Here is a 14,913-nt window from a genome sequence, read left to right on the forward strand (position 1 = left end):
AACTAAGATTGCATCAAAGGCTCGATATTACGTGTTATTTTTATGCTGTTCTAAAGATTATCCTTATTTTTACTGCTCTTAGCCTTTTACTGACACAAAATATCGAGTTGGTTTTACCATTATGGCACCTAAACTAGCATATAAATTTAAATTTCTATATTACTTTTTAAAATAAGGATATTCCTATGAAAATGCTCCCATATCCTAAGCGCTCCGTTTTGATAGCCACTGTGTTTGCCATTAGTGCTGTCGGTATTACTGGTTGTAGCGATCACACTGAAACCAAAGCCGTTGACCGTGTCGAAGAAGCGGCAGCATTGGCACGAGTAAAAGATCTCGAAGCACGCGCTGAAGTGATTAAAAGTAACATGCCAGCTGCCAATGACATGACTGCGACCGCAGGTGGCACTGATACGGCAAGTGGCAAGCCTACTATTAAGATGCCAGATGAATCTACGATTCCAGATGATGAGTTTGGTGCCGCTGTGCGTCGCGGCTTACAAATTGCCAATCACACTTATAAAGAGATGCCAAATAACGTTGGTAATCAACTGAACTGTACCAGCTGTCATCTTGGCAATGGTTCAGAGGCTTATGCTGCGCCTTGGAACAATATGCCCAGCATCTATCCTATCTATCGTACGCGCGCAGGTCGTGTCAATACGATACAAGAACGTATTAACGGCTGTTTTGAGCGTTCGATGAACGGTAAGGCACTTGATCTGGGTTCAGATGATATGAACGCGATGGTGGCTTACATGAGCTGGTTGTCACAAGACATGCCATTTGGCGTATCGCCTGAAGGTCGTGGTTTTGTCAAAGTGGATAAAAACCTCGAGCCAAACACTGATAATGGCAAAAAGCTATTTGCAGAGAAGTGTAGCGTTTGTCATGGTGCAACTGGTGAAGGTCAGTATAACGACGATGGCACTTACGTTTATCCTGCTGTCGCTGGTGAAAAGTCCTTCAATGATGGTGCTGGTATGGCACGTACCTATACGGCTGCGGCATTTATCAAAGGCAAAATGCCCTTTGGTCAAGGCAATACGTTAACTGACCAAGAAGCCGTCGATATTGCTGCTTACTTTACTCACTTGCCACGTCCGGTAAAAGCCAATAAAGACAAAGATTGGCCAAAGGGCGACGCTCCTAAAGATGTACGTCGCTAATTTAAAAATGTTATAAATGCTAGAAGAATGAAAAGCCCAGCTACCTTAGATAACTGGGCTTTTTGATTTTCCTGAGTTCTCCTTAAATCTTACTTTTTAAGGAATGCTTTTTATTTTTTAATGAATGTTAAGGCAGTTTCATATCGCCATCGACCAACCAACCAAATCGGCGCATCATATAAGCCACAACGCCAGCAATCACAGCGGGCAATATAAACATCAATAAAATAATCGCCGTCCATAATTGACCAGTACTCATAATATCTTGTGACGCTTCAATCACGCCAAATACGCCAACCAGTCCTGCGGTTCCCATACCTGCGCCTGTAGCCGTACATGCTAGCTCAAAGCCGACGGTCGCTATCGGACCGACGATAGCACTTGCTATAACAGCTGGTAATAGAATAATGGGTTTTCTGAGCACATTAGGGATTTGTAACATGCTAGTGCCCAAACCCTGAGAAACCACCCCACTTATGCCATTGTCCTTAAAACTGGCGACGGCAAAGCCAATCATATGGGCCGCACATCCGACGACTGCCGCCCCACCTGCAACTCCGCCAAGTCCAATAGTAATACAAATCGCCGCACTCGATGTCGGCATCGTTAGCAATATACCAACCACGACAGCAATCACGATTCCCATTAATAACGGTTGTAATGTGGTTGCCGCTTGAATCCCTTGACCAATGGCATTGACCGCAGCAACAACAGGAGGATTGAGCAGCGCACATACGGCTAATGCCACCGCGCAGACCAGTAAAGGTACCAGTAGAATATCGAGCTTGGTCTTGCCTGCAACCCATGTACCAGCGCGATAAGCAAAAACTGACGCCAAATATGCACCGATTGGATTACCCGGTAGCGCAGCAAAGGTTGCCGGACCTGCGTCTTGAGCAATAAATAGATTACCTGCCATTAATGCTTCAGAGTGAGCGCCCAACATACCAGCGACCAAGCAGCTAAGCATTACCAAAGTTGGCGCTTTTAGATAATAAGCAATGCCGACACCGATGCCCGCGCCCATTAACACAGATGCCAATTTTCCGACCGCAATCAGTGTTGGAAGATTTAGCCAGCCACCGATTTGCGAGATGATAAGACCCGCTATTAAGGTGACAAAAAGCCCCAAAGCCATACCAGTAAATGCATCGATAAAGTATTTTTGAAAAAATGCTTTAAAATGACTGTGCGTGGTTACTGCTGAATTAGATACCGTCATAGCGATACTCTCGGTTAGTGTGGCAATAAAAAATTTCAATATGGTGGATTAAGTTTAAAAAAATACGCCGCTATTAGCAAAAAAAACGTATAAAAAAAGCGCCACTGTGACGCTTTTTTTCTAAACAATCAAACCAATTTAAAACTAACGACGTTGTTCAACGATAATAGAATCAATCCCGTTATTTTGCAGGCGCTGCTGAGCAGTAGCAACGGCTTGACGACTATTCATTGGGCGTGAGATCACCTGATAGATAGGCAAGCCATTACCAGTAGTGTTTTTAACGACTTTCGCATCAACACCTGCCATCAGTACTTGCGCACGGCGACGGTCGGCTTCATCAGCATCACCAAAACTGTTAATTTGTAAGATATACGTAGCAGCAGGCTTAGCAGCTTGAATGCTTGCATTGCCAGCATTGGGTTTGTTTGCATTAGTACCCGGATTGCTTGTCGCTGGCGTACCATCGTAGGTCGCATCTTCTTCAATAATAACGATATCATCATTACCAGTAGCTGCGCCAGCATTTGGCGCACTGGTTGTACCTTCAGAAATACTACCCGTACCATCATTAGCACTAGGCACATTACTGTCAATTTGATTGACTATCACATCCGGTTCAAAATCTATGATTTCACCCAGCTGGTCATTGTCGGTCTTGTCAAATTCTTCATCAGGGACGGTTGCCATTTCTTGATTGGGTAAAATATCATAGAATTCATAATCACCATTGTCGGCATCCGGATCCACTCGTTGCTGTATTTGCTTATTAGGATCTCCAGCCGTATCAGCGGGGCTAAAATTAAACCATGGTGACAGATATAAGAATACCCCGATCATCAGCGTCAACACTGCACCAACAAACATCCATAATAAGCCTGACGCACTACTTGTTTTGCGCTTTTCAGTGGCACCTCTTGGTTTTTTGGCTAACATGGATCGCATTCTCCCTACTGAATCTATCTGTCATTATTGAATTATTACTATCAGTTGCCAGCTTTATTACATGCTAGACGGTGCAGACAGCCCTAATAAACCAAGCCCGTTACTGATAACTTGGCGTACTGCTTTAGATAAGCGTAAACGAGCTTGCATCATCGCCATCTCATCGGCGCTTGGTGTCTCACCTGAAGTCAGGCTCACAGGCAGAATACGATTGCTATCGTACCAACCATGGAATAACGCTGCCAACTCTTTAAGGTAATTAGTCAAGATGTGCGGCTCATAACCTGTCGCTGAGCGCATCAAGGTAGCAGGATAAGCGGCAAGCAGCTTAATCAACTCCTCTTCACTTGGTGCAACAAGTAATTCTTGCTGCGCCGCACCTATCGCATCATCCACACTTAAACCACTGGTTTCTAGTTTTTCTAACACACGGCAAACGCGGGCATGTGCATATTGAATGTAATAAACTAAGTTGTCTTTACTTTGCGATTTGGCAAGCTCCAAGTCAAAATCAACATGTACTTCGGGCTTACGCGCGACGTAATAAAAACGCGCTGCATCGTTGCCAACTTCGTGACGTAGCTCACGTAAGGTCACAAATTTACCAGAGCGTGATGACATTTGTACTTTTTCATTACCGCGCCATAATGCGACAAACTGCACCAACACCACATCTAAACGGTCGGCATCGATACCAAGCGCCAATAAAGCCGCTTTTACGCGCGGTACATAACCATGGTGGTCTGCACCCCAAACGTTCACGACTTTGTCGAAACCGCGATCGAATTTATTTTTATGATAGGCGATATCAGAGGCAAAGTAGGTGCTTTGCCCATTAGCGCGGCGTACGACACGGTCTTTTTCATCACCAAAGTCCGTCGATTTAAACCAGATATTGCCGTCTTTTTCGTAGAGATAGCCTTTGTCTTCTAAAATCTGTAAGACTGGTTCAATCTCACTATCAATTGATCTTTCGCTAAACCAGCATTCATAACTCACACCGAAGTCATTTAGATCGTCTTTGATATCAGCCAAAATACTGCTTAATGCTGCATTTAGAAACAGCTCATAACCATTACCAAGTAAAGCTTTACTATTGGCAATTAGACCATCGATATGGGCTTCTTTATCACCTGATAGCAGTACTTTTTCGCCATCGGCATTTATTTCGAACTGCGCATCTTCTGGCACGTTCTCGGCAATATCTGCGAAACGATGTACGTAGGTATCAGCATGCTGCGTCTTTAATGTCTGAGCAATATCACTGACATAGTCGCCTTGATAGCCGTTGACGGGGAAGGTGACCGTCTCACCATTGGTTTCTAGATAGCGCAAATAAGTACTGGTCGCTAAGATATCCATCTGGCGACCGGCATCATTGACATAGTACTCACGCGTGACATCATAGCCAATCGCCTCAAGCAAGTTTGATACGCTCATACCAAATGCAGCGCCGCGACCGTGACCAACGTGTAAGCTAGAAGTTGGGTTAGCAGAGACAAATTCGACCTGTATTTTTTGTCCGTCAAACTGCTTGCTTAAGCCAAAGCCATTTTGCAAATTGAAGATATCATCTAACACGGCAAACTTAGCTTCAGTATTCAAAAATACATTAATAAACCCTGGACCCGCGATTTCTATTTGGCGGATATCTTGATTCTCAGGCAATGCATTAACGATTTTTTCAGCCACTTGGCGCGGATTGGCTTTGGCAGCTTTGGCAGCAGTCAGGGCAATATTGCTGGCAAAATCACCATGGCTGGTATCCTTAGTACGCGTAATTTGGCTATTATTTTGCCAATCAGCCGGTAATTCGCCGTCATTTTTTAGGACTGCAATCGCACTGTCAAACAGTGAGGTAAGCGTATCGATTTGGGCTTGTGACATAGGACTATAAACTCGGATAAATAAACAATAAAAGTGGTGGAATATAAAATACGATAAAAAGATAAGTAACCTGCAAATATAACAACCTTTACCTGTTATTGCACTATTTGGACTAAAAATAGCGATAAAATACTATTTATAGCAAGGTGCTGGGGTTTATTCGACGTTTAAGGGTTATTATAATTGGCAGAGGGCTTATAGGTCAGAGTTATTGTAGCGTTCCTGTTTCCCAAGGTTGATGAAACATTCATACCTAGCCTATTCCACGTTATAATAACGCCATTTATTGGCTACTTTCTCTAGATATCGTGACGCTTAAATATTTATTCAACTATTTGTAAGTATTTCATTAAAAAGCAATAAAGTAACGAACAGAGAACGTAGTACTTTATGACTTTATATATAGGATAAAATTATGTTTGCCATTGCTGCCAGTACCGTTACCAGTTGGGGGCTTTACATCTTATTGCCCATTTTTATTGCCTTTTTATTCTTTATCATTTGGGACTTATCAAAACAGTCTGGTGCTGGTCGCGCTGGTACATTTTGGATGTTTTTGGCACTTGGTGCTGGTTTTATCGGTTTTATCTTAAAAATATTGTTAGAAATGGCGTTTACAAGGTGGTTTATCTAAAAAGCATTGAAAATTTACTGCTTTGCCAATTATTTTTTTGCAATCATTTCTTGGCAATTAGAGTAGCACGCATCGGCGCAGGATAGCCTTCAAGAGTTTTGCTAGAATCATTAGGATCTAAAAAATCTGCTAACGAATGATAGGTCATCCATTCCGTTTTACGCTGTTCTTCCGTCGAGGTGACTGCCACATCGACGCAGCGCACCTCAGTAAAACCAGCTTTCTCTAACCAGCCTATTAATGCGGCAACCGAAGGTAAAAAGTACACATTATTCATTTGAGCATAGCGGTCATGCGGTACCAGTACCGTATTGGCATCGCCTTCTATTACCAAAGTTTCAAGTACCAGCTCACCGCCTTTGACCAACTGTCCTTTGAGCTGTTGCAAGTGTTCAAACGGCGATTGGCGATGATAGAGCACACCCATGCTAAACACGGTATCAAACAGCTGGCTATTATCCGGTAATGCTTCAAGCGGCACTGGAATATAATGAGTTCGATAACGCCCTGTACCATGAACATGAGTATGAGCATCGGCGCTACCTACAAAATGCCGAATCGCCATAAACTGATGATAAAACAAGCACGATGGGTCAATGATGATGACCGTATCGGCGCCTGCTCCTGCCATACGCCAACCATGATAACCAGAACCACCACCAACATCTAAGATGCGACGACCTTTTAAAGGACTCAAATGCGGTGCGACTCGTTGCCATTTCCAATCACTGTGCCATTCGGTATCAATCAATATTGGCGCATTGGTATCGTTGTCATCTTTAGTATGAACAGTTTGACGACTACTGATCTGACCACCAATTTGAAAAGGCCCTTTGCGCCACGGCATCAGCTGCTTTAATAATGCCATTGTTTGTTTGCGCTGAGACTCACTAAGATTTGCCTCAATCGTCAAGACATCACTGTTCAGATCGACATGATTGACTGTTATATTTGGTAAACGCGCAACCGATGCTTGATAGGCAGGCGCATGCGCGTAATTGGCTTTGTCCTTGATATCATTTAACCATGTTGGCAAGCGCGTAAGCCACTCATAAGCATTTGGCTGCTGTTGCGCTAGTTCTAGCAGGGTTAAATACAGTTCACGTTCGGCGTGGGTAATAGTGTCGTTAAGCATAAAAGCGGATTACTCTGTTGATCAAAAGATAGGATAAAAAGGGTTCTAACAATGTAGCCGTTATTTAAACGCCACAATAGAGACGAAGTTTAAAAACTGAAACCACGTGAGATGACGCTGAAAGCCAACATCACTCAATCGTGCGTGATGCTCATCTAAAGTATCCGTAATAAGGACGTTTTCTAGTGCATTTCGTTTGCCGCTGATTTCCATCTCGGTATAGCCGTTGGCACGTTTAAAATCGTAATAACGTTCAACCAACCACGCATCATACTGCTCATCAAAAGCATGAGTCTTTTCGGTCAATACCAATATACCCCCTTCGCTGAGTGCCGCATAAATCTTTTCTAACACCGCCACTCTATCGGCAGCCGGTAAAAACTGTAAGGTTAAATTCAAAATCACCATATCACATGGCTCAAGCTCAATATCGCGAATATCCGCAGTGATGACCTCTATGTCATGCTCAGGATAATTATCATTCAGTAAAGTAGTCGCTTCAGTGGTCATCGCAGGTGAAATATCAATTGCTTTAATTTGCAAATCTTGTGGCTCAAACTCGCCAGCCAACGTCATACTTGCGGCACCCAATGAGCAGCCTAAATCATAAATACGGCTCACACGTTGTCCATTATTGCCTTGCTGACGATATTTACAATGACGACGGGCAAATATGGGTAACATCGCCAATACCTGACCATAACCGGGAACACTGCGTCGAATCATATCCGGAAAACAAGCCACCACTTGCTCATCAAATGAAAAGCGCGCTGCTTTATCTAGTGGCGTGGTGAATAAGGTGTCATGTTTAACAGTGGTAGGCTGAGATTGGCTCATAATGTGACTCATTCTTTGGTAATTAAACTAAACTTTAACGTGTGTAATCATCTTGACCGACACTATCAATAAGAAGCAGCTGATAATAACGAGCTTTTTAACGTAGCAAAAGCCCATTATAACATTACTATTTGTTACTTATCGCAGGCAACTGCACTGTTAAGCTAAATGTATATCGCCAAGCAAAATAGATTTGTAAAACATGCTTGGCTCATATTTTATAATGATAAGAATAGGAAGAATTATGCAAACCATTATATTAGGCGGTGGCTGTTTTTGGTGCACCGAATCAGTATTTTTATCTGTAAAAGGCGTACAGTCTGTAATATCAGGTTATATGGGCGGCGATGCGGTATCAGCCAATTATGAAGCAGTCTGCGGTGGGGATACTGGTCACGTTGAAGTGATTAAAGTCGAATTTGACGAATCGATTGTCCCATTAGAAGTGATACTTGATGTCTTCTTTGCCACTCATGATCCCACCACAATGGATCGTCAGGGTAATGATGTAGGTAGCCAATATCGTAGCGTCGTGTTCTACACTGATGAAACGCAAAAACCGACCATCGATCGTACCATTAACAAGCTGCGTGACATGGGTATAAATGTGGTGACCGAAGTACATCCTGCGGTTGAATTTTATCAAGCAGAAGAGACACATCAAGACTTTTTTAATCGCAACCCAGGACAGGCTTACTGTAACTTCGCCATACCACCAAAACTTGCCAAACTGCGTAAAGAATTCAGTCAATATATGGTGAGCTAAATATTATCTTCTGATTACAGAGTTTTTGAATTCAATGCCCAGCTTTTAATCTCGTAAAAGCCAAATACTTATAATATAAGTATTTGGCTTTTTTAATTTCTGATAATTTTATTGGAGTTAATGACTTTGACAATATTATGCGACAAGTTATGATAATGCATCGACTGTAAAAAATAACTGATAATAGAAATTCTTATAACTGAAGGCTAAAGCAATGAATCCAGAATTTTGGCAGGCTCGCTGGAAGGAAAAACGCATCGGCTTTAATCAGCCTAAAGTGAATCCTTTGTTGATTAAATACTTTTCAGATTTACAAATGGCCATCGGAAGCCGTATATTCATCCCTTTATGCGGCAAATCTATTGATATGATTTGGCTAGCCAATCAAGGTTTTGATATGGTCGGCGTGGAATTGGTTGAGTCAGCGGTACAGGAATTTTTTACTGAAAATAATATCTCTTACACGATAAAAGCGCATGATAAAAATTCAAATATTAAATGCTATCAAGGGCAGTTATCAGGACAAATAATAGCGTTATGGGTTGCAGATATATTTATGCTAAGTACCAATGATGTTGGTCGCGTTGATGCGGTCTACGATCGAGCAGCATTAATTGCGATGCCAGCAGAGTTGCGCCCGCAATATAGCCAGCAAGTCATCGACCTCAGTCAAAACGCTCCTCAGTTATTACTGACACTCAATTACGACCAAAATGAGCGAGCAGGACCGCCCTTTTCAATCAGTCATGAGCAAATCCAGCAGTACTATAGCGCTCACTATCAAATTCAAGAGCTTGAGGGCAAACCATCGACTTTGAACGCTGCACCTGAGATGGCGGTGACAGAGCATGTTTGGTTATTAAATCAACCATAAGCGAGAAATCTAATGAAAATTTTAGTGAGTTTCGTAAGTCTCATTGCTTTCTTATTAGTCGTATTGACAGGCCCTCTTTATAAGTATGACATCATTGAATTAGGTACGGTGTTTACAGGATTTAAATATGGCATATTGACTGCTGTTGCAGCGCTTGTGTTGCTCGTATTACAAGTTATATTTAAGCGAAATACACTAACGCTTGCCAATGTGATAGTCACCATTGCGTTATCCGCCGTTGCTATCGGATTACCACTTAGTATGCTGAGTAAGAGCAAAAGTGTAGCGCCTATTCATGATATTTCAACTGACTTAGTCAACCCACCTGAGTTTGTCGCTATTGCTCCGCTACGGGCTGACGCACTCAATCCAGTCGCTTATGCTGGTGAAGCAACTGCCGAGCAACAACGTCAAGGCTATCCGGAACTAAAAACGCTAGTCTATTCACAATCAAAAGCTGAATTGGTGAACGCTACCGAACAAGTTGCTAAAAATTTAGGTTGGGAGCTTGTCAATATCGATGCTAATAAAGGTATTGTTGAAGCAACAGATACTACGGCGTGGTTTGGTTTTAAAGATGATGTCGTTGTACGTATCAATGATAATGGTAGCGAGCGTCTGGTTGATATCCGTAGTAAATCGCGGGTTGGCGGTAGCGATTTGGGTAAAAACGCAGCACGTATTCATGATTTTATTGAGGAGTTGGATATCATATTAGCGAAATAGCTTTGTAAAACACCTGTAAAATTAATCACCCACATTAAAACCAAAGACTTTCCTAAAATTATGTAATGCTATATTTTTCTAAAACCCTATCCTAACCTCACGCCAACGTCAGCTTATAGTAACCGAGTGCTACGATACCTTTTCTTTACTATTGAGATTGGTTACTCTAAGTAAAATCGACTTTTCATCGCTTTGTTTTACTTTCTAATAACTAATTTCTAGTAACTGTTTTTTAACAGCTACTTCGACGCTTATAGGATATTTTTATGCGCTTGAATCACTTATCCACCTTATCTTTATTGACGGCAGCGATTGGCTTAAGTCTTGCCAGCACCGCTCAAGCTGCCAAGCCAGACGCCCCAAACTTGTCTAATGCTCAGTTTCAGCAGTGTCTAGATGGTCTAAAAAACTCTAGCAAATTTCGTGATGTTGATAGCTATACCTTTAATAACTATCGTCCCAGTGAGCCTGACCCTAGTGTTATTCAATCGCTAAACTATCAACCTGAATTTCAAAAAGACGTTTGGGATTATTTGTCATCACTTGTTGATACCGAACGCGTAGAAGATGGTATCCGTGCCAAGCGTCAATGGGCGGATACGTTACGTAAAATTGAATCGCGCTATGGCGTTAAAGCCGAGCACGTATTAGGCGTTTGGGGCGTAGAGTCTAACTTTGGGCAGACATTGGGCAAAAAACCTTTGTTTGAATCTTTAGCGACCCTATCTTGCTTTGATCGCCGCCAAAGCTATTTTCAAGGCGAATATGCCAATGCACTAAAAATTGTACAAAACGGTGATATTGCGCCAAGCGATATGACAGGTTCATGGGCAGGCGCGTTTGGTCAGACGCAGTTTATGCCAAGTACATTTTTAGAGTTGGCAGTCGACTTCGATGGCGATGGTCGCCGTGACTTAGTCAATAGCGTCCCCGATGCCCTTGCCTCTACGGCAAACTTCTTAGATAAACGTGGCTACCGTTCAGGCGAAGCATGGGGTTATGAGGTAAAACTGCCAAGTGGATTTTGGGCAGCGTCCAACCGTAAAGATAAAAAATCAATGAGCCACTGGCGCAATCAAGGTTTAACCCTTGCTAACGGCAGCCCACTGCCTTCTGACTTGAGTAGTGCTGGATTATTATTACCAGCAGGTCCTGACGGCCCTGCATTCTTAGTCGGTAAAAACTTTGATACATTCTATTCTTATAATGCCTCAGAAAGCTATGCACTGGCGATTGCCCATTTATCAGATTTGATTACTCGCGAGAGTAGCAGTAAAACTGACTTTATCACAGCATGGCCAACTGACGATCCTGGTATAGGTCGCCAAGAATCCAGAGCGATTCAGCAAGCATTATTAAATGCAGGATATGATATCGGCGCCGTCGATGGCATTATCGGTGATAATACTCGTACCGCCATTCAGCAGTACCAGTCTAGCCGTGGCATTTTTCCAGCTGATGGACGTGCAGGGCAGAAATTCTATCGTGCCATCGTTGGTAATACGGCGCCTAATACTTCGCAATACGGCAATCAGTATAACCAGCCAACAAACAGTCGTCCTTTAAACCCCGCGTCTGCTGATCGTATGGGACAATTGATTCAACAGCAAAATACCGCACCTAATAGCTACTCGCAGCCTACAGCGATCAGCCCATCAAACTCAAGTACAACGCGATATCGCCGTGTAACGGGTGCTGATGGTACTATAAAACTGGTACGTATTGATGAAGGCTCTTGATTAGGTAATGTCTTTTAAGTATTAATAAAAATAAAAAGCCACGCTAATTAGCGTGGCTTTTTTATAATGTCAGTTCTGACACTCTTTATGACTTGACACAGTTTATATGATATATCTAATTTTCGAACGTTAAACGATAGGCGGTGGATTCGGCTTACCATTGTCACCATCCCAGTTTTCACGAGCTTTATCATCTAAATCTGCCGGCGTCTTAGGCTCCCATTTGCCATTTTCTTTCCACGTGGCATCACCCCAATCTGCATCCTCTTCCTTTCTATCCAATTCCTTATATACTTTGGTCGGATCGATACCGCGGCGCTTCATATCTGCTACTTGCTCTTCTAACGTATGAAACTGACTTGCCTCATGCATGGTTTGCTCTAAGCTATCCAACTCACTTTTTAACGCGTCATTTTTAGCATTACTCATTATTGGTTCTCCTTAATTGCTCAGTATTATTATGTGTTCATCCTGATCATTATTACGAGTATCAAAGGGATTCACAACGAGTACCACGTATACTTTGTATTACAAAACGTAGCCATCAGCAAAAAACGTGTTAGTCAATCATGATTTGTATGAGGTTCTAAGATTGGTAGCAACGATAATGACTGATAATAGCGAAGGCGATAATTTAGCTAGTGGCAGTTGATATAGCAGGATTTTCTATCGATGGCTTTTTTGCATCAAGTAAACTTTTTGCATAAAAAGTCAGCTTCCAAAGCTCCTGTGTGACCCGTGTTCCATAGGTAGTTAGCTGTATCCAATTAGCCGCAACCAATTGCCGCTGTAGATGATTGAGATCGTCTTGAGAGATTTGACAACGTGCCACAGCATGGACATTTGGCATCTCGCGCTTGATATCGATCTCAGCTCGCACAGCGATTAAGCGGTTGATACCACTTTGTAAACCATAGCTTGAAAAGGTAGCCGGCATTTTTATCAGAGTGATTAACACGTCTTGCCACGCTAATACCATAGGTCTTGTAACATCACTCAAATTACCACCTTCATAAGCTTGGGCTTTATAGTGAATCTCAAAGGTATCTGTCAATACGATTGGCTTACTGACATTATCGTCCATACTCTGAGTAGGGGCGACAGTATTCTCTTGCCTTGTCATTCTATTATATGCCAAATTAGCCGCTAGAGTCTCCGATGCCGAAGGTTTGTTAGACTCCATTGCCTCTTCATCAACCCTCACCCATCCAGCACCTATTTGATGACTGGCAACCATTTTATAATAGGCTTGGATAAGCAATTGCTCAATGTCATTTTCTGTCTCGTAATAATAAATCTTATCCGTTTTTGAGGTAACCATACTGGTAAATTCCTGCAACTGCCGACTGATATTGGCACCGGTATGATGTTTTTTTATTAATATTAATAGAGGCTTGAGCTTCGCCTTAGCATTTAGATAGCTCAAATGCATTTGACTGACACCGGTATTTTGCGCAGTACCGTAGCTATCGCCAATGACCATCAAAGCATAGTCACAAGCATCAATACATTGACGCCCATATAACGAGGCCTTGGGTAATTTACTAGAGACATCATAGGTTAAGAAGGCGCGCCCTTGAAAAAATATCGAAATACTATCCAATACCAACAACTGGTGGTTATCAGCACATACAACATGAATATGGTAGCGACGATTTGGCACGATCACCTCTAATCTTAGTTAGCTGGTCAAAAAACGTAAGTTCTCTAAAAATAGCGCAATAATACCCAATTTAAATATTCTTTTTGGCAAATACAAGCCTAGCATACTATTGCTAGAATGCGTTTAATTTATTTCCAATTCCATTAATATACTACGGGATTATAACAGCTGTATCGAGATTAATCCTAGGAGCCCCTAAGCCTAATACTCAAAATGAGGATGGTATTGTAAATGCGTTTGCTCACCAAGTAAGCGTGATAGCAGCAAATCCATCTGTTTATCGTATTTGGTCGCATAAAATATCAACGGTGGCTTAATCGGACTGTCACTCAAACTGGCATCTAAAACACCATTTCTACTTAATCCATCTATAGGCAATGCTGACAAATTATTGACGATCAACAATTGCTTAACGCGCTCCGCAATTGCTTGACCTGAATCAACCACTTGCATTGATAGTCTTTGCGATTCAATTGCTTGCATCACAAAATCTTTAAAGAATGGATAATGTGTACAGCCTAATACCAGCTGGTCTACCCCATCCTTTGCGAACACTTGCAACTGTCCACGAAGATTTTGCGCCGTTTCACTGTTTTCCGGCATACCTGATTCTACCCAAGGCACCAGTTGCGGGTCAAAATATTTGGTCACTCTGGTTGCACTTGGACTGGCTATCGTAGCAATGACATCGTTCAGGAGTTTACCGTTTAGAGTCGCTTTGGTTGCTAGTACCGCCACATGACCACTTTTGCTGGCCAATACCGCAGGTTTCAATGCTGGTACCAAACCCACAATGGGTAGCTGCGGATAATGGCACCTTGCTGTCTGCAACGCATAGGCTGAAGCACTATTACACGCAATGACAATAAGCTTGCAGCCTTGCTGATATAGCCACTCTACTGCCGTCAATGTTAACGTTTTAATATCATCACTATCTCGATTGCCATAGGGTACATTCAGGGTATCAGCATAGTAAATATAACGTTCATTGGGCAGTTGCTGGGCTAAATGTAGATAAACAGACAAGCCACCAATACCGGAATCAAATAAGCCAATGGGCGCGCTACGGTCTGGATCTGCCTTTATCCCTTTATTATAATTGTATATCACACTATCGACCATCGCTTCTGCAGCAGTGTTATTATCAGAAATTATTGAGTAATTATTAACTGTGTTAGTAACAGCACTTGCGGCAACTTTCATATTATTTCACCGCCATTTTGATAAAAATACTGTCATACCGACCCTACTAATAAATTTAACCAATATTACTTTCAATAATAGTCCCATAAATAAAAAGGGCTATAAGATAGATA

14 protein-coding genes are annotated in these 14,913 nt (G+C 42.2%); 6 read left to right on the forward strand and 8 right to left on the reverse strand.

All coding sequences use genetic code 11. The features are described 5' to 3' along the window. The first annotated feature begins 185 nt into the window (after positions 1 to 185). Entirely contained in the window at positions 186 to 1,169 is a 984-nt protein-coding gene (locus JMX89_RS10035) for a c-type cytochrome (RefSeq protein ID WP_201531987.1), read from the forward strand. 127 nt (positions 1,170 to 1,296) lie between these two features. Here the strand turns inward: JMX89_RS10035 and JMX89_RS10040 are convergent, their stop codons facing one another. The 3 genes from JMX89_RS10040 to argS all read right to left on the reverse strand — a co-directional run bounded on the left by JMX89_RS10040 (position 1,297) and on the right by argS (position 5,223). Next, positions 1,297 to 2,391: a PTS transporter subunit IIC gene (locus JMX89_RS10040; protein WP_201531988.1), complete on the reverse strand. Its 1,095-nt coding sequence runs from the start codon at positions 2,389 to 2,391 to the stop codon at positions 1,297 to 1,299. A 144-nt stretch (positions 2,392 to 2,535) separates the two neighbouring features. Then, positions 2,536 to 3,327 (reverse strand): SPOR domain-containing protein, encoded by a 792-nt coding sequence (locus JMX89_RS10045; protein ID WP_201551466.1) that lies wholly within the window; start codon positions 3,325 to 3,327, stop codon positions 2,536 to 2,538. Positions 3,328 to 3,393: 66 nt separating this feature from the next. Next, a complete protein-coding gene (argS, locus tag JMX89_RS10050; protein ID WP_201531989.1) occupies positions 3,394 to 5,223 on the reverse strand; it encodes an arginine--tRNA ligase in 1,830 nt (609 codons plus the stop codon). 415 nt (positions 5,224 to 5,638) lie between these two features. Between argS and JMX89_RS10055 the strand changes: the two genes are divergently transcribed. Continuing rightward, a complete protein-coding gene (locus tag JMX89_RS10055) occupies positions 5,639 to 5,857 on the forward strand; it encodes a DUF2788 domain-containing protein (protein WP_020444359.1) in 219 nt (72 codons plus the stop codon). 43 nt (positions 5,858 to 5,900) lie between these two features. Here the strand turns inward: JMX89_RS10055 and cmoB are convergent, their stop codons facing one another. Both cmoB and cmoA read right to left on the reverse strand, forming a co-directional pair. Then, positions 5,901 to 6,992: a tRNA 5-methoxyuridine(34)/uridine 5-oxyacetic acid(34) synthase CmoB gene (gene cmoB, locus JMX89_RS10060; RefSeq protein WP_201531990.1), complete on the reverse strand. Its 1,092-nt coding sequence runs from the start codon at positions 6,990 to 6,992 to the stop codon at positions 5,901 to 5,903. Between the two features lie 60 nt (positions 6,993 to 7,052). After that, complete coding sequence (gene cmoA / locus JMX89_RS10065) at positions 7,053 to 7,841, reverse strand: carboxy-S-adenosyl-L-methionine synthase CmoA (protein ID WP_201531991.1); 789 nt, start codon at positions 7,839 to 7,841, stop codon at positions 7,053 to 7,055. Positions 7,842 to 8,073: 232 nt separating this feature from the next. Between cmoA and msrA the strand changes: the two genes are divergently transcribed. The 4 genes from msrA (at position 8,074) to JMX89_RS10085 (ending at position 11,934) form a co-directional block, all read left to right on the forward strand. Then, positions 8,074 to 8,595 (forward strand): peptide-methionine (S)-S-oxide reductase MsrA, encoded by a 522-nt coding sequence (gene msrA / locus JMX89_RS10070; protein WP_201531992.1) that lies wholly within the window; start codon positions 8,074 to 8,076, stop codon positions 8,593 to 8,595. Positions 8,596 to 8,809: 214 nt separating this feature from the next. Then, positions 8,810 to 9,469, forward strand: coding sequence for a thiopurine S-methyltransferase (gene tmpT / locus JMX89_RS10075; protein ID WP_201531993.1), 660 nt, complete (start codon positions 8,810 to 8,812; stop codon positions 9,467 to 9,469). Positions 9,470 to 9,481: 12 nt separating this feature from the next. After that, a complete protein-coding gene (locus JMX89_RS10080; protein WP_201531994.1) occupies positions 9,482 to 10,195 on the forward strand; it encodes a DUF1499 domain-containing protein in 714 nt (237 codons plus the stop codon). 266 nt (positions 10,196 to 10,461) lie between these two features. After that, positions 10,462 to 11,934, forward strand: coding sequence for a lytic murein transglycosylase (locus tag JMX89_RS10085; protein ID WP_181210872.1), 1,473 nt, complete (start codon positions 10,462 to 10,464; stop codon positions 11,932 to 11,934). Between the two features lie 129 nt (positions 11,935 to 12,063). Here the strand turns inward: JMX89_RS10085 and JMX89_RS10090 are convergent, their stop codons facing one another. The 3 genes from JMX89_RS10090 to murI all read right to left on the reverse strand — a co-directional run bounded on the left by JMX89_RS10090 (position 12,064) and on the right by murI (position 14,800). Further along, positions 12,064 to 12,363: a hypothetical protein gene (locus tag JMX89_RS10090; RefSeq protein WP_011514557.1), complete on the reverse strand. Its 300-nt coding sequence runs from the start codon at positions 12,361 to 12,363 to the stop codon at positions 12,064 to 12,066. 205 nt (positions 12,364 to 12,568) lie between these two features. Then, a complete protein-coding gene (locus JMX89_RS10095; RefSeq protein WP_201531995.1) occupies positions 12,569 to 13,603 on the reverse strand; it encodes a DUF4062 domain-containing protein in 1,035 nt (344 codons plus the stop codon). A 195-nt stretch (positions 13,604 to 13,798) separates the two neighbouring features. Beyond that, complete coding sequence (gene murI / locus JMX89_RS10100) at positions 13,799 to 14,800, reverse strand: glutamate racemase (protein ID WP_201531996.1); 1,002 nt, start codon at positions 14,798 to 14,800, stop codon at positions 13,799 to 13,801. Positions 14,801 to 14,913 lie beyond the last annotated feature (113 nt).

This window comes from Psychrobacter sp. DD43 (assembly GCF_904846555.1).
GTDB classification, from domain to species: Bacteria; Pseudomonadota; Gammaproteobacteria; order Pseudomonadales; family Moraxellaceae; genus Psychrobacter; species Psychrobacter cryohalolentis.